Source organism: Bradyrhizobium sp. USDA 326, assembly GCF_049739485.1.
In the GTDB taxonomy this organism is placed as follows: domain Bacteria; phylum Pseudomonadota; class Alphaproteobacteria; order Rhizobiales; family Xanthobacteraceae; genus Bradyrhizobium.
Genome location: NZ_JBMGQA010000001.1, coordinates 7,281,979 through 7,296,140, shown reverse-complemented (window position 1 = coordinate 7,296,140; position 14,162 = coordinate 7,281,979). Strand labels below are relative to the sequence as shown.

Sequence of the window (14,162 nt, the reverse complement as noted above, 5' to 3'; positions counted from 1 at the left end):
CGAGAAGTGGGCAGAACGTGCCGCGCTGCACGTCATGCACGCCGGTCGCCGACGAGCCCCGCCATGGTCCGCGCCATGGCCACGATATCGATCGGCTTTTCCCAGAGCGGTACGTCGTGGAATTCCGGCGCGATGCTCACCTTCTCGTACCCGGTGGTGAAGACGAAGGGCACGTCGCGCGCCCTGAGCTCCCTGGCGATCGGAAAGATCATCTCCGTCCGGATGTTGACGTCGAGCACGGCGCCGTCAAGTGCTACGCCCCCGTGCAGCATCGCCGTCGCGTCCTCGATGTCCCCGACGGGACCCGCGATCTCCGCGCCGAGCGTGCGCAGCGCAGCGCCGATGTCGTCGGCGAGAAAATATTCGTCCTCGACCACAAGGATACGGCGCCCTACCAGGGGCGCGCGCTGAGGAGACGATGCGAGCGAACCAGACATGATCCCTCCAGCAATCCCTTCAGGCAAATAGGAACATAAGACCTGAAGCCAGTTTGGTGCAAACGATGCAATCGGTGCCAGGTTCCATGAGCAATCGCGACGTCATCGTCATCGGCGGCTCGGCTGGAGCCACGCAGCCGTTGAAACAGATTCTAGGCCGTCTGCCCGCGGACTTGCCGGCTGCCGTCTTCATCGTGCTGCACATTCCGGCGCAGGGCATCGGCATTCTCTCGACGGTTGTCAGCAGTGCCGGCCCGCTTCCGGTCCGGCAGGCCGAGAGCGGCATGAAGATCGAGCCCGGCCAGATCTATCTGGCCGCGCCTGACAATCACCTGCTGCTGTCCGGGGACCACATTTTCCTGGGCCGTGGCCCGCGCGAGAACATGGTTCGGCCGGCGATCGATGCGTTGTTTCGTTCAGCGGCTCTTTATCACGGCCCGCGCGTGATCGGCGTGCTTCTCAGCGGGCTGCTGTCCGACGGCGCGGCCGGCCTCAATGCCATCAAGCGCTGCGGCGGGATGGCCGTGGTGCAGGACCCTTCGGACGCAATTTCCGACGAGATGCCGCGGCGCGCAATGGAGGCGACGACGGTCGATCTCTGCGTTCCCGGCGCAACCATGGGCGACGTGCTGTCCGAACTCGTCAGGGAGCCGGCCGGAGCCGCGCTGCCGATCCCGCCCGAGATCAGGCTCGAGGTCGAGATTGCGGCCGGAGAGCGGATCGGAAGCGACAAACTGACCTCGATAGGAAAGCCCGTCGCACTGACATGTCCCGCCTGCGGGGGTGTGCTGTCCGAGGTCAAGGATGCCCGTCCGATGCGCTTCCGCTGCCAGGTCGGCCATGGTTTCACCGCCGATGCCCTCGCCAAGGAGCAGGAAGGGCGCGTCGACGAGGCCCTGCGCGTGGCGCTGCGGATCATAGAGGAGCGCGCGGAGCTGGTGCAGCGCATGGCAGCCGACGGCAGGCGCAGCGGACGGGCAGCCGTGGCGGAGATGTACGAGGCTCGGGCACTCGAATACCGCGAATATGCCGACACGATCCGACGCGTCGTGCTAAAGTCGCTCGACCCTTCCGTAGGCAAATGGGAGGCCTGAAAGCGCTATCATGGCCATCTCGCTTGCCGAACGCACCGCGCAGCTCGATGCCGAGCAACGTCTCCTGGTGAAGGCCGATCAGGACCTCGATGAGGGGCGGCAGCGCATCCGCGATCAGGAAGATCGGGTGCGTGAGCTGATGACCGGCGGACACGACACGCAGCAGGCGGAGCGGCTGGTCAGCCTGCTCAAGCAGACCCTGGTCGAATGGGAGCGCCACCGTGTCCTGATCGCGCAGCGGGTCGCGTATCTTCGGCAGGAGGTCGAGGCTGGTTAGGAGAGGCGGCTGGCCTGCTGAGCTGTTGATCAGGGCAGCAAGCTGCCGCTCGGCGTACTGGCCCCGGTCTTTCCGGGCGGGGGCGGGCGTCCGCACTGGCGCGATCGGCGCGCCTGATCGAGATCCTCAGACCTCGCATGGCGGGTTCCCTCCGCCGTGCTGGCCGAGTATGGACCTGACCGCCGGCGCCAACAACGTTGGGGCTTCGGGACGTTTTTGCGTTTAATGTGTTGGGGTAATATCGATTTCTGCTATTTGCAGGAGCCGGGTGCCTATTGGTCCGGCGCGAACGAGAGCCACCAGAGCCATGCAGGAAGTCGGCGACCAGCCGGTTCAAGGAGAGCGCCGGATCAAGACTCCGCTGATCATAGGGGTGGGCGCCTCGCCTGGTGCGCTGGACAGTATCGAGCGCTTCTTTGCCTCGCTGACAGTCGGGGCCGATCAGGCCATCGTGCTGGCGCTTCAACATCATGGGGCTTTCGACGAGCAACGGCTGCGCGGGATCGTGCAGGCGTCCAATGGCGGCAGCGTCGCCGATGTCCGGGACGGCCACGCGATCGAGGGCGGTACGATCTATCTGTGCCCGCCGGCGATGATCACCACGATCCAGGGCGACCGGTTCGCGATCCGCAAGGCGGAACAGGCGCCAGGCGAGCGCGCCACGATCGACAGCTTCCTGGTCTCGCTGGCGGAGGAGCGCGCGGAACGATCCATCGGCGTCATCCTTGCCGGGACCGGCGGTGACGGAACGCTCGGCACGGCGGCGCTGAAGGATCACGGCGGCATCGCGATCGCGGAAAAGGTCGCTGGGATGGAAGAGGCCGCGCATCTGGTCGACGGCAACACGCCCGCTTCGATCGCTGACTACGTGCTGCCGCCGGAGGAGATCCCCGAGCACATCCAGGTCTATGCCCGGCACCTGCGGCGCCTGGACGCGAAGCAGGGATTCGACGAGGTGCTGGCCGCGGCGGCGAGCTCGCTGTCGCGGGTCGCCGACATCCTTCGCGCCAAGACCGGCAACGATTTTAATGGATACAAGCAGAACACTTTCCTGCGCCGCGTGCAGCGGCGCATGCAGGTGGCCCAGATCGACGACATCTCCGCCTATGTCGATCTCCTGCGCAACGACAAGGACGAAGCGCAGCATCTCTTCAACGACCTCTTGATCGGCGTCACTCAGTTCTTCCGCGACAAGCGCGAGTTCGCGGTGCTGGAAACCCAGATCATTCCGTGGATCTTCGAGGGAAAAGGCGCGGGCCAGCAGGTGCGCATTTGGGTGCTCGGCTGCGCCACCGGCGAGGAGGCCTATTCTATCGGCATTCTCCTGCGTGAGCACATGGCACGCATGGAGTCCCCGCCGCAGGTTCAGATCTTCGCCACCGATATCGACGGACGCGCGCTCGCGAGCGCGCGCGTCGGCCGCTACCGCAGCAATATCGAAGCCGACATGACCAGCGAGCGCCTGGCGCGCTGGTTCGTGCGCGAGGGGGACACCTACTGCGTGGTGAAGGAGCTGCGCGAGATGTGCATTTTCTCGCAGCACAATGTCATCAAGGACGCACCGTTCTCGAAGCTCGACCTCGTCTCCTGCCGCAACCTGCTGATCTATCTCAATGCCGAACTGCAGAACCGGGTGATCCCGCTGTTCCACTTCGCGCTGCTGCCGGACCGCTACCTGTTCCTCGGAAATTCCGAGAACGTGACGCGGCACCCGAAGCTGTTCGTGCCTGTCGACCGCCGCGCGCGCATCTTCAAGAAGCTGGAAACCGGAACGCGGCTGCCGCCGGAGTTTCCGATCACGACGGCGGCGGGCAGGGCGCCGGCCGAAGTTACGGCCTTGCGCTCGTTCGGCCCCGATGTCGGACTGGAGCGCCGCGCGCAGCGCATCGCGGAGCGCTATGCGCCCGCCTATGTCATTACGGACGACAGTTTCCACATCCTGCATTTCTCCGGACGGACCGGCCGCTACATCGAGCCGACGGCGGGCGCCGCCACGCTCGACCTGCTCCAACTGATCCATCGTGACCTCCGCCTGGAGTTGCGCACGGCGCTCGGCCGCGCCGCGGAATCGAACGAAGCGGCCCATGCCGAGCAGGTGCAGCTCGGACAGAACGGTCACCGCGTGCTGGTGGATATCACCGTGGAGCCGATTCAGGAGGGTAACGGCGGCCAGCGCAACTTCGTTGTCCTGTTCAAGGACGGTCCAACTCGCGTCGTCGATGCCGATCAGAGCAATCCGAATGTGTTGGTTCGCACCGAGCACATCGAGCGTCTCGAAGGCGAGTTGCGTGCGACGCGCGAACGTCTCCAGGCGACGATCGAGGAGCTTGAGAGTACCAACGAGGAGCTGAAATCTTCCAACGAGGAATACCAGTCGCTCAATGAAGAGCTTCAGTCGGCGAACGAAGAACTGGAGACCTCGCGCGAGGAATTGCAGTCGGTCAACGAGGAGCTGACCACCGTCAACGGCGAGCTGGCGCACCGTGTCCAGGAATTGACGCGCGCCACAAGCGACCTCAAGAACTTCCTCGAGAGCACGCAGATCGCGACCGTGTTCCTCGATAACGATCTGCGCGTGATGAACTTCACGCCTGCCATCGCGCAGATCTTGCATCTCGTCGAGACGGATACGGGCCGGCCCCTCGCCCACATCAAGGCGCGCATCCCGATCGAGGAGCTCTATGACGACATCCGTCGGGTGCTGCGCACGCTCGCCGGCGTCGAACGCGAGCTGAGTGCGCCGGACAGCGGCACGCGTTACATCGTGCGAATCCTGCCATATCGGAGCATCGACAATTTCATCGCGGGCGTCGTTATCACTTTCGTTGACGTGACCGCCATCACCCGTGCCGAGGAGCGCCAGCGCCTGCTGCTTGCCGAGCTCCAGCACCGCGTTCGCAACACGCTCGGCGTGGTGCGCTCCATCGCCCGCCGTTCGGCCGAATCCAGCACGACCGTCGAGGAATGCGCCTCCCATCTCGACGGCCGGCTCAGCGCATTTGCTCGCACCCAGGCGATGGTGACGCGCGATCCCGAAGGCGGCGTCGATCTCGAATATCTCGTGGTCGAGGAGTTCGTGGCCTACAACGCGCGCGAAGGCGACCAGATGCGGGTCTCTGGGCCGAAGGTGCGCTTCCAGTCCAAGGCCGCGGAGACGTTTGCGCTCGCGATTCACGAGCTTGCGACCAACGCACTGAAATACGGCGCCTTGAGCCAGCCCGGCGGGCGCGTCGAGATCACGTGGCGTCTCGACGAGATCAGGGAGCCTGGCGAGCTCGTCTTTGAATGGCGCGAGCGCGGCGGTCCTCCGGTCAAGCCGCCGTCGCGCAAGGGTTTTGGCACGGAGCTTCTGGAGCGGACGCTAGCTTTCGAATTCAAGGGGCAGACTACGATGACATTCGACCCTGCGGGGTTGGAATGCACGATCGCAATTCCCCTCGACAAGCGCACGTTCCATACACCGGTGGTGGCTGGCTGATGCCGTTGTCGACTCTCGAACGCAGCGTCGCAGAGCCGGTCATTCGCCGGCTGAGCGCACTCAGGCCATTGTCTACCGAGGCCCGAGCATCGCTCGAAAATGCCATGCTCGAAGGCCTTCACCGTGCCGGATCGGGGGAGGACCTGATCTCCGAGGGCGACCCAGTCGACAGCGTTCGCGTCGTGCTGTCGGGCTGGCTCTGCCGCTACAAGACGCTCGAGGACGGCCGTCGCCAGATCGTCAATTTCATCTTCCCGGGCGAGAGCTGCGACGCGCATGCGTTCCTGCTCTCGGTGATGGATCATTCTATCGCGACGATGACGCCGGTGGTCTACAGCGAGATCAAGCGCGCGCGATTCGAGAACCTGATGGCTAGCGATCGCTCACTCGCGGAGGCGTTCTGGTGCGAGACCCTCGTCAGCGCCGCCATTCAGCGCGAATGGGCGACCAATCTCGGTCGTCGCGTTGCGCTGGAGCGCGTGGCCCATCTGTTCTGCGAGACGTTCGAGCGGCTTCGCCCCGTCGGGATGGTCGACGGAAATTCCTGCGTGATGCCCGTGACGCAGATGGATCTCGCCGACGCGACGGGACTGTCCGTCGTTCACCTCAATCGGACTCTTCAGGAGCTACGCGCGTCGGGTCTGATCATATTGCGCGAGCGGACGCTGACCATTCCCGATCTCGATGCGCTCAAGGATGCGGCGCTGTACTCGCCGAGCTATCTGCAACCGTATCGAGCGGCCGAAGCGACGCGGTGAGGCCGGCGTTCCTGCGCTCGGACGCGTTGCGTCGGTGACACGGGGTCAGGGCGGGAGACCATCCTGTTCGCAATCATGCCGGCTTGCGATGTTGCCCATCCTGCGCATCATCAGCTTGTTCGCTTGGAAAAGGCTCGTGCATTCGCCGGCCGAGAAACGTATCCGGCTGAGGAAGCTCCAAAACTTTTCGCGCCTTGCGGATAGCCTCGCGAACCTGCTGTACGTGCCTCTGATCGGATTCCAAAGGATAGTGAGTCTGCTTCGCCATCGAGCGCGCTCCCCTGATCATGCAGGCGGGAGCGCCATCGGTCTCTCAGCCACCAGCGCCTACGGGCAGAGCCTCAGCTGATGATGAGGTGACCGTACACCTGCCGCAGCATCTCGGCCAACGAAATCGGGGGATTTGCCGGTCAAGTTCCGTTCCGATCGCTGCTTCCTGGTTGAAGACCCCTCCAAAACGGTTGTGAACGCTTGATCCAGGTTAGTCAGCGATGCTTTTTGAGCGGTTGGCGCGATTTGAGTAACCTATGCAAGGGCGTGCTCATGAGCTTCGGTGCATGATGGCGGATGCCCGACGCTCTGTTTGCCCGCGCCACACGTGCTATTGAAGAGAGCCGCGCCCTCCGGGAGCAGCACAGACAGGCTGCGGGCCATTACGGCGAAACCGTCAACGATCTGCGTCTGGCCATCATGGATAGCGCGATGCTGCGCTCGGAGATCAAGGCGCGCCGGGACAACGAGAAACCATAACTCCGGTCTTTTTACGGAAGTGCGCAACCGTTCCCCTTCCGGAACGTTGATAGTCGGTGAACCTGTGCGGCTGGGCCCGCCAACGCCAGAACGCAACGGCGCGTTCGACCTCATGCAGCAGGGAGAACGCCTGATGACGGTGCGACATCGGTTCAAGCATGCAGAGACCTTGGAAGCGCGCTTGGCCGCCGAGGCGGAGCGGCTGCGTGAACAGGCCAGCTCGCTTCCGCCCGGAGCGGCGCGCGACGAGATGTTGCGCAAGGCGCGTCAGGCGGAAACGGGATCTCAGATGAGCGAATGGCTGCGGTCACCGGGCCTGCAGCCGCCGGATTAGGCATGTGGCCGCCAGCGTGCAGCCTGTCAGGCTGCACGCGCCGGGAACGGGTTAGATGTCGGCGCGTACCGATGCGCTGGTGTCGTGGGCAGAAACCGGAAAAATGAGCACCACGTCCATCGTCCCCGTTGCGTCCGGTTGTCACCCGGCGGTGCGGGAATCAACGCCGCTTGGCAGCTTTGGTTCGCCGGTTGTAGGGCGAGCGGTTCACGGGCCTCAGTGAAATGCCTTCGCGTTGCGCCTTGCTGCGGATGGCCGCGACCGGGCGCTGAAGCTTGATGCTCATCACGCCGGTCGGCGTGTTGCCTTTCGCCAGCTGCTTCAGCTTGCTCACATCCGCCGGCGTCCACCGCTCGCGCGCGCGGCGCTTGTAGGCGGGATTTGCCTTGCGCGGTCCCTTGCGGCCGATCGGCGAGCCCGGCCGCTTCCATGCTGCTTTTGCCATGATGTTCCTCCTTCAAGTCGTTCTTGAACATGCGAATCAGCATTTCGGTTCCGGCGCAGCGCGGATCGATCGGTCGTTCGCCTGTCGCTCGCGCAAAATCGCACCGCGTTAACTTATTGAAATGCTGGAACCGCAAGTTGCGGCGGAAGCTACAAACGCGCTTCCGGAACTGGGCCGCCCCAACCGGCAGCGACTTGACTGACAGGCAACTTGGGTCCCGGCGCCCAACCTCCCGCCGGGGCCAGCTTTCTCCATCCGAAATCCAACGTGAAAGCCCAATGACCGCCAAACGTAACCGCAGGAAACAGACCCAATCGCTCCAGGAGCGCCTGGCCGCCTTTGCCGAGAACGCCCGCGACCGCGCGCGTAGCCTGCCGCCCGGCAGGGAACGCGAGATGCTGCTGCGACGCGCCAAGCAGAACGAGGTGACCTCGAACCTGACAGACTGGCTGAGCGCGCCCGTGTCTCCGAGACGGGGACAATCCTGATGGGAAGCATCAAGCATTACCGCGCGTTTCAGATCGATCCGGACGGACATGTATTCGGATGCATCAATCTGGTCTGCGACGATGACGAGCAGGCCAAACGCGAAGCGGCCGCGCTCGTGCTGGTCCACCGTATCGAGCTGTGGCGGCTCGACCAGCGGATCGCGCAATTCGATCTGCCGCGGGAGGCTGCTCGCCAGTAGAGCTCGGGGAACCGTGCGCTGCGCGCCGGGTTGGTCGATGACCGACCTCGCCAGGAGCCAGCATGACGGAAGCCGACGTTCGCAAGGGGATGCCGCCCGTCAAGTTGTCGCGCGAGGAGTTCGAGCGGCGTTACAAGGGTCAGTTCGTCGATCCCGCCTTTGCTCCGCTGCGACGTGAGCTCGATGCCATCACCGCTGCGGCCTGGGACGCCTACAGCCATTCGCGCAAGGCGCCGTTGACGCGGAAGGCCGGTGCAGGCTTCTCCGACCCCGACTATGATCTTGCCGTCGACTGGCTCGAGGCGCGCGCAAAAATCCTGGAAGCGCAGCGGCGTCACGACGATGCGCGCGAGACGCCGCGCATCCTGATCATCAACGGCTCGGCGCGCAGCGAACACACCTGTCCCGGCGAGATGTCCAAGACCTGGCGGCTGGTCAAGCTGGCCGAGCCCGTCTTGATCGAGATGGGGTTTGCCGTCGACATCCTCGATCTGTCGCGCCTCGCCTCGGAGTTCGGCAAGACCATTCATCCCTGCAAGTCCTGTGTCGGCACCGCCATGCCGCTCTGCCACTGGCCGTGCAGCTGCTATCCGAACCATTCGCTCGGCCAGACCGGCGACTGGATGAACGATATCTATCCGCTCTGGGTTGCCGCCCACGGCATCCTGATCGTGGCGCCGGTGAACTGGTATCACGTGCCCGCCGGGCTCAAGGCGATGATGGACCGCATGGTCTGCGCCGACGGCGGCAATCCCGATCCGACCTCGACCCACGGCAAGAACGCCACCGAAGCCAAGGCGATGGAGCTGAAGGGCTGGCCCTATCCGCGCCATCTCGCCGGCCGTCATTTCGGCGTCGTCGTTCACGGCGATGCGGTCGGCGCCGAGGGCGTGCGCCGGGCCTTGTCCGACTGGCTGACCGACATGCAGCTGATCTCGGCGGGGCGCTTCGCCGAGCTCGACGGCTATGTCGGCTACATGGAGCCATACGCCACCTCGCATCGCGATCTCGACGAGGACAGCGAATTCCAGCAGGAGGTGCAGAATGCGGCGCGCGCGCTGGGCAACGCGGTCCGGCTTGCAAGGAGCGGGCGCCTCGGGGATCCCGGTGCCGGTGTTGCGGACCCCAACCCCAAATGACCGGCACGCCTCCGCTCGATTGCCTGATTATTGGGGGTGGGCCGGCTGGGCTGATGGCCGCGATCTATCTCGCGCGATTCCGCCGCCGCGTCTGCGTCGTGGACGCGGGCGCGAGCCGGGCGGCGCTGATCCCGCGCAGCCACAATGTTCCGGGCTTCGTCCACGGCCTGTCCGGCACTGAACTGATCGAACGGATGTCGGCCCAGCTGGACGAACTCGCCGTCGCGCGCGTGGATGCCGAGGTCACCGCCCTGCAGCGCCACGATCAGGGTTTTCTGGCGAGCTGGAACGGCCGCGCGCATGCGGCTGCCGCCGTCGTCCTCGCCTGCGGGATCGTCGATGCCCATCCTCCGTTCGACGAATGGCGCGCGGCGGTCGCGGATGGGCTGTTGCGCTACTGCCCCGTCTGCGACGCCTTCGAAGAGACCGGCCGCCGCATCGGCGTCATCGGCCCGCTCGCTCGCGCCGCGGGCAAGGCGCTGTTCCTGCGCGGCTATTCGAAAGACGTCATGCTGCTCGCAACGGATCGTGATGACGATCAGGCGGTCACGTCACGATTGGCCGAGGCCGATGTGGACGTCCTGTTCGCGCCCGATCTGCGGTTGCGGCGGAGGGGCGAACTCGTGGAAGCCGTCTTCGCCGAGGGCCGCACGGCGCAGTTCGACACGATCTATCCCGCGATGGGGGCGGAGGTGCGCTCGCAGCTCGCGATGGCGCTGGGCGCCGAACACACCGGGGAGGGATATCTGAAGGTCGACGACCATCAGCGCACGTCGATCGATGGGCTCTACGGCATCGGCGACGTCGTCACCGACCTGCACCAGATCGCGGTCGCGTTCGGCCATGCCGCAATTGCCGCCTGCACGATCCACAACAGCCTGCCGCCGCGACTGGCCTGACCGGGCCGCAGGAGGCGCGCCTCGCAATCGACCGGAACCGGGAACGAAGGGCGTTGCCTCGCCTTGATTGAGCGGGGCGGGCTGGGCGCAACAGGAGACAACCGATGGCTCAATCCGAAGACATGACCCGCTGCATCGACCTCTGCATGAGCTGCTACCGCACATGCCTCGGCACGGCGATGAACCATTGCCTCGAGACCGGCGGCAAGCACGTCGAGCCGAAGCACTTCCGCCTGATGATGGCCTGCGCCGAGATGTGCCGGACGGCTGCGCATTTCATGCTGATCAACACGCCGCATCACAAGCATACCTGCGGTGAGTGCGCCGAGATCTGCAGCGAATGCGCTGAGGATTGCGAGCGGATCGGCGGCATGGACGAATGCGTCGCGATGTGCCGCTCATGCGCCCAATCCTGCCGCGCGATGGCGGCCTGAGGAGGCGCGCATGCTGGAAGAAAAACTCAAGGAAGCGATCGTTGGCGAGTTGCAGCGTCAGGCCGCCGACCGGCCGCAAGCGCTGAAGGTCCAGGGCGCGCGAGAGGCGAAGGGCTCGGAGGAGCTGACCGTCAACGGCAAGATCGATCTCGGCGCGCTGGCCATGGCGATCGCGGGATCGGTCGCGGGCGGGCCTTAGCGTCGACCGGCGGCCTCAACCATACTCCTCGCCGATGCCGTATTCCCGGTAGATCTCGAGCGGGTCGAGCCCGGGAAACAGGCGGCATTTGGCCTGCGCGAGGTGCAGGCTCACCGCCGCCGGCTCCTTGCCGTTCGCGAGCAGCTTGCGGATGTCGTCCATATGCGCGTTCGGCTGGTGCTTTGGTTCGAGTTGCTCCAGTGCGACCAGCGCGGTTGCGAGCGCCTCGGTCAGAACCCAGTCGTCGTGGCCCGTGATTCCCTTCTTCGGCATCGGCAGACCCCACATATCGCGGCGGTCGAGTTTACCGCGACTTCCGCCAAATCGCCATTGAGCCCTTCGCGGGCATGCCGCGCGGGCAGGCGGATGGGCCATGCTCCGGCCCGACTTGTGGCCGCGTCTCGGCGAAAAGGCGGCAAGTTGCGGGCGATAGTATCTTTGTTGAAACAAACTTGGCGTAGACGGGCCGCTGCCGCATCCAGGCCGGCCGTTTCCGGTCCGGGTCCACCGGTCCCGAAATTTCGCAACATGAATGAGTTGCGCGTCCCCAAAGGTTCGAGCCAGCATGGCCTTTCTTAGCTTCGTCTACCGCTTCCTCACGAATTTCGCCTTCATGGCGGTGGTCTATTTCAGCCTGAACTTCATGGAGAAGTATCCGAACCGGGCGATCCTGGCGATCCTGGTGCTGGTTTATGCCGGCATGCGCGCCGCCTCGACGCTGCGTGCGTTCTACTTCTTCCAGAAGATCGAGAAGCTGGAGGCCGAGACCAGGCGCCTTCAGGCTTCGATCAATGACGGTTCGGGCGGAGCCTCGGCGCGGAAGCAGGTCGTCGGCGACGTTGCGCGGCTGCGGCGCGATGGCGAGCTCAAGTCCTATATGGACCTGTTTTTCCTGGCGCTCATCGTGCTGCTCTGCGTCGCCGCAATCACGCGGCAGTGAGGGCTTAAGCGCGCCTCTTCAGGCTGGCGACGCGGGTCGGGCGGGTGGTCGCACTCCTGGATGCCGAGCCCCTGGGTGCAGCGCCAGTGGTCGTCGTGCCTTTGGGCTGCTCGGCATGATCCGGTGCCGCCGGCGCCGCATGCGCCGTGCGCCGTCCCTGCAGCCTGGCTGCCTTGCCCTTTGCTGCTTTGGCCTGTGCTGCCTTGTCCCTGGCCGCACGAGACGTCTCGGCTGCCATCGCCAGCCGCGTCGCGGCACGCCGCGACAAGGTCGTCGACAGCAGCACCTCGACCGAGCCTTCGGGGATCGCAAAGAGCGCGCGGCCGGGCACGGGCAGGGTGGCCGCGACATTGGCCTGCGCCATGGTTCGGAGCGGAAGCAGCTGCTGATGCTCGGCCTGCGCATTGAGGTCGGCGAGGGCGGGCGCCGGCAGCGTTCGGGTCTGCGTGAACACGAAGTTCGGCACGCGCGGCCAGCGTGCGATCGGGGTCGTCTCGGTCGGTGGATGCAGCAGCCATTCCACCGTCGTGGTCGGCGTCGCCGGCCGCTCGGCGGTCGCGGGCACCACATGCACGATGCGATAGCCGCGCGCCTTGAGGTCGCGGATGATCTTGGGCAGCGCCGCCACCGTGCGGGCCTGGATATCGTGCAGCAGCAGGATACCCTTGCCCTTGGCCTCCAGCCGCTGGATCGCGAGCTGGTAGACGCGGTCGGACGAGACATGCCGCCAGTCGTCGGCGGGGAAATCGGCGCTCCAGACCTGGATGCCGCGCGAGATCAGATAGTTCTCGACGCCCTCGGCGCGCATCAGGCCGGGAATGCGGAAGAACGGGGCGAGCTGGGACGGATCGGTCATCGCGGCCGAGGTCCACGCGATTCCGCCGTTGATCTCGGCCTCGGCCTTGTCGATCGGCATGCGGTCGAACGTCAGCGGATGGTCCATGCTGTGCGTGCCGACGGTGTGGCCCGCCGCGACCAGCTTGCGCACGCCTTCCGGATTGGCCTTGGCCTGGCTCCCGATGATGAAGAAGGTCGCCTTGATGCACTCGTCGGCGAGGATCTGGAGCACCTGGTTGGAATATTTCGGCAGCGGGCCGTCGTCGAAGGTCAGGACGACCTCATGGTCCTTCAGCGGCAGCGTCTCGCGGTACTGCATGGTGCCGATCAGCGGATGCTCGCGCGGATCGACCACAAGGGTGCGGGAGGTGCCGAGGGCATCCGGATGGCCGGGACATTCGGCGGCGAAGGCCGCCGGCGCGCCGATAGAGAGCATTCCCAGACAGAGGACGATCCACGATCGCGTCCGCGAAATAACGCTACTTCCGATCATGAACCCCGTCTGCCTCATGCGATTGCCGCCTTAGTAGGTCGGAGACGCCCCGGAATGGTTCAGGTGCAATATCCGCTACAACCTTGCATGGGCTAGCATGAACAGAGTGTTAATTGGGCCAGGATCACCCCATTTTGCGCCGGCGTGACATTCCGGCATCAATGCGCATCGGCGCTCTTCTGTGACGTGCCCGCCGGTACGACGTGGACCACCCGATAGCCGTTCTCCCTCAGATACCGCAGAAAGGCCGGCATCATAGCGGCCGTGCGTACCTTGTTGTCGTGGAAGAGGATGATGCCCTTGCCGCTCGCCGCCAGGCGGTCGGTGACGAGTTTCAACTCCTGCTCCGGCGTGATCTCCTCCCAGTCGCTGGCCCAGAGATCGGCCCCGAACACGACGATGCCGCGCGACTGGAGCAGGTCGAGCTGTGCTGGCGTCGACTCGAAATAGGGAAAGCGGAAGAACGGCGTCGAGGGTGTCGTCGTTGAGGTGCCGTGCAGCGCCATCTCATCGGCAGCGATGCCGCGATCGATGTCGGCCTTCGACTTGTCGAACGGGATATGCGCCATGAACGGATGCGACCACGTGTGATGGCCGACGGTGTGGCCCTCGCGGGCGATGCGCTTGACCATGTCGGGATACTCGGCGGCGTGCTGGCCGATCAGGAAGAAGGTGGCGCGCACGCATTCGTTCGCCAGTGCCGCCAGCACCTTCGACGTCGTCGGCGGGAATGGGCCGTCGTCGAAGGTCAGCACGACCTCGTGATCTGCCAGCGGCAGCGTCGCGGGGAAACTCTTCAGGCCGACGCGCGGATACGTCTTGGCGTCAACGCTCAGGATGCGCGAAGTGCCGAGCGCATCCTTGCGCGGGCACTCGGCGGCATCGGCCGAGGAGATGCCGATGATGGCCGCGATGGCCGCGCCCGCCGTCATCGATGTCCATTTCAGTCGAAGCATCTTT

19 protein-coding genes are annotated in these 14,162 nt (G+C 65.0%); 13 read left to right on the top strand and 6 right to left on the bottom strand.

Features of this window, described 5'->3' with window-relative positions; all coding sequences use genetic code 11:
- Positions 1 to 32 precede the first annotated feature (32 nt).
- Positions 33 to 437: a response regulator gene (locus ABIG06_RS34545; RefSeq protein ID WP_370140227.1), complete on the bottom strand. Its 405-nt coding sequence runs from the start codon at positions 435 to 437 to the stop codon at positions 33 to 35.
- A gap of 86 nt (positions 438 to 523) precedes the next feature.
- Between ABIG06_RS34545 and ABIG06_RS34540 the strand changes: the two genes are divergently transcribed.
- From ABIG06_RS34540 to ABIG06_RS34525, 4 genes are all read left to right on the top strand, one after another.
- Positions 524 to 1,531, top strand: a complete 1,008-nt coding sequence (locus ABIG06_RS34540) for a chemotaxis protein CheB (RefSeq protein ID WP_124157865.1) — start codon at positions 524 to 526, stop codon at positions 1,529 to 1,531.
- Positions 1,532 to 1,541: 10 nt separating this feature from the next.
- Complete coding sequence (locus ABIG06_RS34535; protein WP_124157866.1) at positions 1,542 to 1,808, top strand: hypothetical protein; 267 nt, start codon at positions 1,542 to 1,544, stop codon at positions 1,806 to 1,808.
- Positions 1,809 to 2,115: 307 nt separating this feature from the next.
- Complete coding sequence (locus ABIG06_RS34530) at positions 2,116 to 5,286, top strand: CheR family methyltransferase (protein ID WP_424578543.1); 3,171 nt, start codon at positions 2,116 to 2,118, stop codon at positions 5,284 to 5,286.
- Positions 5,286 to 6,044, top strand: a complete 759-nt coding sequence (locus tag ABIG06_RS34525; protein WP_370140225.1) for a Crp/Fnr family transcriptional regulator — start codon at positions 5,286 to 5,288, stop codon at positions 6,042 to 6,044. The genes ABIG06_RS34530 and ABIG06_RS34525 overlap by 1 nt, the downstream gene beginning before the upstream one ends.
- Positions 6,045 to 6,117: 73 nt before the next feature.
- Here ABIG06_RS34525 and ABIG06_RS34520 read toward each other — a convergent pair whose 3' ends face one another.
- Positions 6,118 to 6,312 carry a hypothetical protein gene (locus ABIG06_RS34520; protein ID WP_370140224.1) on the bottom strand — a complete coding sequence of 65 codons (195 nt, stop codon included), beginning with the start codon at positions 6,310 to 6,312 and terminating at the stop codon, positions 6,118 to 6,120.
- Between the two features lie 299 nt (positions 6,313 to 6,611).
- Between ABIG06_RS34520 and ABIG06_RS34515 the strand changes: the two genes are divergently transcribed.
- On the top strand, positions 6,612 to 6,794 hold the full coding sequence (locus ABIG06_RS34515; protein WP_124157869.1) for a hypothetical protein: 183 nt from the start codon (positions 6,612 to 6,614) through the stop codon (positions 6,792 to 6,794).
- Positions 6,795 to 6,927: 133 nt separating this feature from the next.
- Complete coding sequence (locus tag ABIG06_RS34510) at positions 6,928 to 7,128, top strand: hypothetical protein (protein ID WP_124157870.1); 201 nt, start codon at positions 6,928 to 6,930, stop codon at positions 7,126 to 7,128.
- Between the two features lie 160 nt (positions 7,129 to 7,288).
- On the opposite strand, the gene ABIG06_RS34505 is transcribed toward ABIG06_RS34510, so the two are convergent.
- Entirely contained in the window at positions 7,289 to 7,573 is a 285-nt protein-coding gene (locus ABIG06_RS34505) for a hypothetical protein (RefSeq protein WP_124157871.1), read from the bottom strand.
- Between the two features lie 278 nt (positions 7,574 to 7,851).
- On the opposite strand from ABIG06_RS34505, the gene ABIG06_RS34500 reads away from it, so the two are divergent.
- The 6 genes from ABIG06_RS34500 (at position 7,852) to ABIG06_RS34475 (ending at position 10,932) form a co-directional block, all read left to right on the top strand.
- Positions 7,852 to 8,061 (top strand): hypothetical protein, encoded by a 210-nt coding sequence (locus ABIG06_RS34500; protein ID WP_370140222.1) that lies wholly within the window; start codon positions 7,852 to 7,854, stop codon positions 8,059 to 8,061.
- Positions 8,061 to 8,261, top strand: coding sequence for a hypothetical protein (locus ABIG06_RS34495; RefSeq protein ID WP_124157873.1), 201 nt, complete (start codon positions 8,061 to 8,063; stop codon positions 8,259 to 8,261). The genes ABIG06_RS34500 and ABIG06_RS34495 overlap by 1 nt, the downstream gene beginning before the upstream one ends.
- A gap of 62 nt (positions 8,262 to 8,323) precedes the next feature.
- The gene (locus ABIG06_RS34490) at positions 8,324 to 9,400 is read left to right on the top strand and encodes a flavodoxin family protein (protein ID WP_370140221.1); all 1,077 of its coding nucleotides are present in this window, start codon (positions 8,324 to 8,326) and stop codon (positions 9,398 to 9,400) included.
- The gene (locus tag ABIG06_RS34485; protein ID WP_370140220.1) at positions 9,397 to 10,299 is read left to right on the top strand and encodes an NAD(P)/FAD-dependent oxidoreductase; all 903 of its coding nucleotides are present in this window, start codon (positions 9,397 to 9,399) and stop codon (positions 10,297 to 10,299) included. The genes ABIG06_RS34490 and ABIG06_RS34485 overlap by 4 nt, the downstream gene beginning before the upstream one ends.
- 104 nt (positions 10,300 to 10,403) lie before the next feature.
- Complete coding sequence (locus ABIG06_RS34480) at positions 10,404 to 10,733, top strand: four-helix bundle copper-binding protein (RefSeq protein WP_124157876.1); 330 nt, start codon at positions 10,404 to 10,406, stop codon at positions 10,731 to 10,733.
- A 10-nt stretch (positions 10,734 to 10,743) separates the two neighbouring features.
- Positions 10,744 to 10,932 carry a hypothetical protein gene (locus ABIG06_RS34475; RefSeq protein WP_370140219.1) on the top strand — a complete coding sequence of 63 codons (189 nt, stop codon included), beginning with the start codon at positions 10,744 to 10,746 and terminating at the stop codon, positions 10,930 to 10,932.
- Positions 10,933 to 10,947: 15 nt separating this feature from the next.
- Here the strand turns inward: ABIG06_RS34475 and ABIG06_RS34470 are convergent, their stop codons facing one another.
- Positions 10,948 to 11,205 carry a hypothetical protein gene (locus ABIG06_RS34470; RefSeq protein WP_245454374.1) on the bottom strand — a complete coding sequence of 86 codons (258 nt, stop codon included), beginning with the start codon at positions 11,203 to 11,205 and terminating at the stop codon, positions 10,948 to 10,950.
- Positions 11,206 to 11,497: 292 nt separating this feature from the next.
- Between ABIG06_RS34470 and ABIG06_RS34465 the strand changes: the two genes are divergently transcribed.
- On the top strand, positions 11,498 to 11,872 hold the full coding sequence (locus ABIG06_RS34465) for a hypothetical protein (RefSeq protein WP_370140218.1): 375 nt from the start codon (positions 11,498 to 11,500) through the stop codon (positions 11,870 to 11,872).
- A 4-nt stretch (positions 11,873 to 11,876) separates the two neighbouring features.
- Here ABIG06_RS34465 and ABIG06_RS34460 read toward each other — a convergent pair whose 3' ends face one another.
- Complete coding sequence (locus tag ABIG06_RS34460; protein ID WP_370140217.1) at positions 11,877 to 13,202, bottom strand: polysaccharide deacetylase family protein; 1,326 nt, start codon at positions 13,200 to 13,202, stop codon at positions 11,877 to 11,879.
- A 158-nt stretch (positions 13,203 to 13,360) separates the two neighbouring features.
- Entirely contained in the window at positions 13,361 to 14,134 is a 774-nt protein-coding gene (locus ABIG06_RS34455; protein WP_370140977.1) for a polysaccharide deacetylase family protein, read from the bottom strand.
- Between the last annotated feature and the right edge of the window lie 28 nt (positions 14,135 to 14,162).

Bases quoted from the DNA above. Each gene is read 5' to 3' on its own strand.
- ABIG06_RS34545 (WP_370140227.1), bottom strand. From the start codon at position 437: ATGTCTGGTTCGCTCGCATCGTCTCCTCAGCGCGCGCCCCTGGTAGGG.
- ABIG06_RS34540 (WP_124157865.1), top strand. From the start codon at position 524: ATGAGCAATCGCGACGTCATCGTCATCGGCGGCTCGGCTGGAGCCACG.
- ABIG06_RS34535 (WP_124157866.1), top strand. From the start codon at position 1,542: ATGGCCATCTCGCTTGCCGAACGCACCGCGCAGCTCGATGCCGAGCAA.
- ABIG06_RS34530 (WP_424578543.1), top strand. From the start codon at position 2,116: ATGCAGGAAGTCGGCGACCAGCCGGTTCAAGGAGAGCGCCGGATCAAG.
- ABIG06_RS34525 (WP_370140225.1), top strand. From the start codon at position 5,286: ATGCCGTTGTCGACTCTCGAACGCAGCGTCGCAGAGCCGGTCATTCGC.
- ABIG06_RS34520 (WP_370140224.1), bottom strand. From the start codon at position 6,312: ATGGCGAAGCAGACTCACTATCCTTTGGAATCCGATCAGAGGCACGTA.
- ABIG06_RS34515 (WP_124157869.1), top strand. From the start codon at position 6,612: ATGCCCGACGCTCTGTTTGCCCGCGCCACACGTGCTATTGAAGAGAGC.
- ABIG06_RS34510 (WP_124157870.1), top strand. From the start codon at position 6,928: ATGACGGTGCGACATCGGTTCAAGCATGCAGAGACCTTGGAAGCGCGC.
- ABIG06_RS34505 (WP_124157871.1), bottom strand. From the start codon at position 7,573: ATGGCAAAAGCAGCATGGAAGCGGCCGGGCTCGCCGATCGGCCGCAAG.
- ABIG06_RS34500 (WP_370140222.1), top strand. From the start codon at position 7,852: ATGACCGCCAAACGTAACCGCAGGAAACAGACCCAATCGCTCCAGGAG.
- ABIG06_RS34495 (WP_124157873.1), top strand. From the start codon at position 8,061: ATGGGAAGCATCAAGCATTACCGCGCGTTTCAGATCGATCCGGACGGA.
- ABIG06_RS34490 (WP_370140221.1), top strand. From the start codon at position 8,324: ATGACGGAAGCCGACGTTCGCAAGGGGATGCCGCCCGTCAAGTTGTCG.
- ABIG06_RS34485 (WP_370140220.1), top strand. From the start codon at position 9,397: ATGACCGGCACGCCTCCGCTCGATTGCCTGATTATTGGGGGTGGGCCG.
- ABIG06_RS34480 (WP_124157876.1), top strand. From the start codon at position 10,404: ATGGCTCAATCCGAAGACATGACCCGCTGCATCGACCTCTGCATGAGC.
- ABIG06_RS34475 (WP_370140219.1), top strand. From the start codon at position 10,744: ATGCTGGAAGAAAAACTCAAGGAAGCGATCGTTGGCGAGTTGCAGCGT.
- ABIG06_RS34470 (WP_245454374.1), bottom strand. From the start codon at position 11,205: ATGCCGAAGAAGGGAATCACGGGCCACGACGACTGGGTTCTGACCGAG.
- ABIG06_RS34465 (WP_370140218.1), top strand. From the start codon at position 11,498: ATGGCCTTTCTTAGCTTCGTCTACCGCTTCCTCACGAATTTCGCCTTC.
- ABIG06_RS34460 (WP_370140217.1), bottom strand. From the start codon at position 13,202: ATGATCGGAAGTAGCGTTATTTCGCGGACGCGATCGTGGATCGTCCTC.
- ABIG06_RS34455 (WP_370140977.1), bottom strand. From the start codon at position 14,134: ATGACGGCGGGCGCGGCCATCGCGGCCATCATCGGCATCTCCTCGGCC.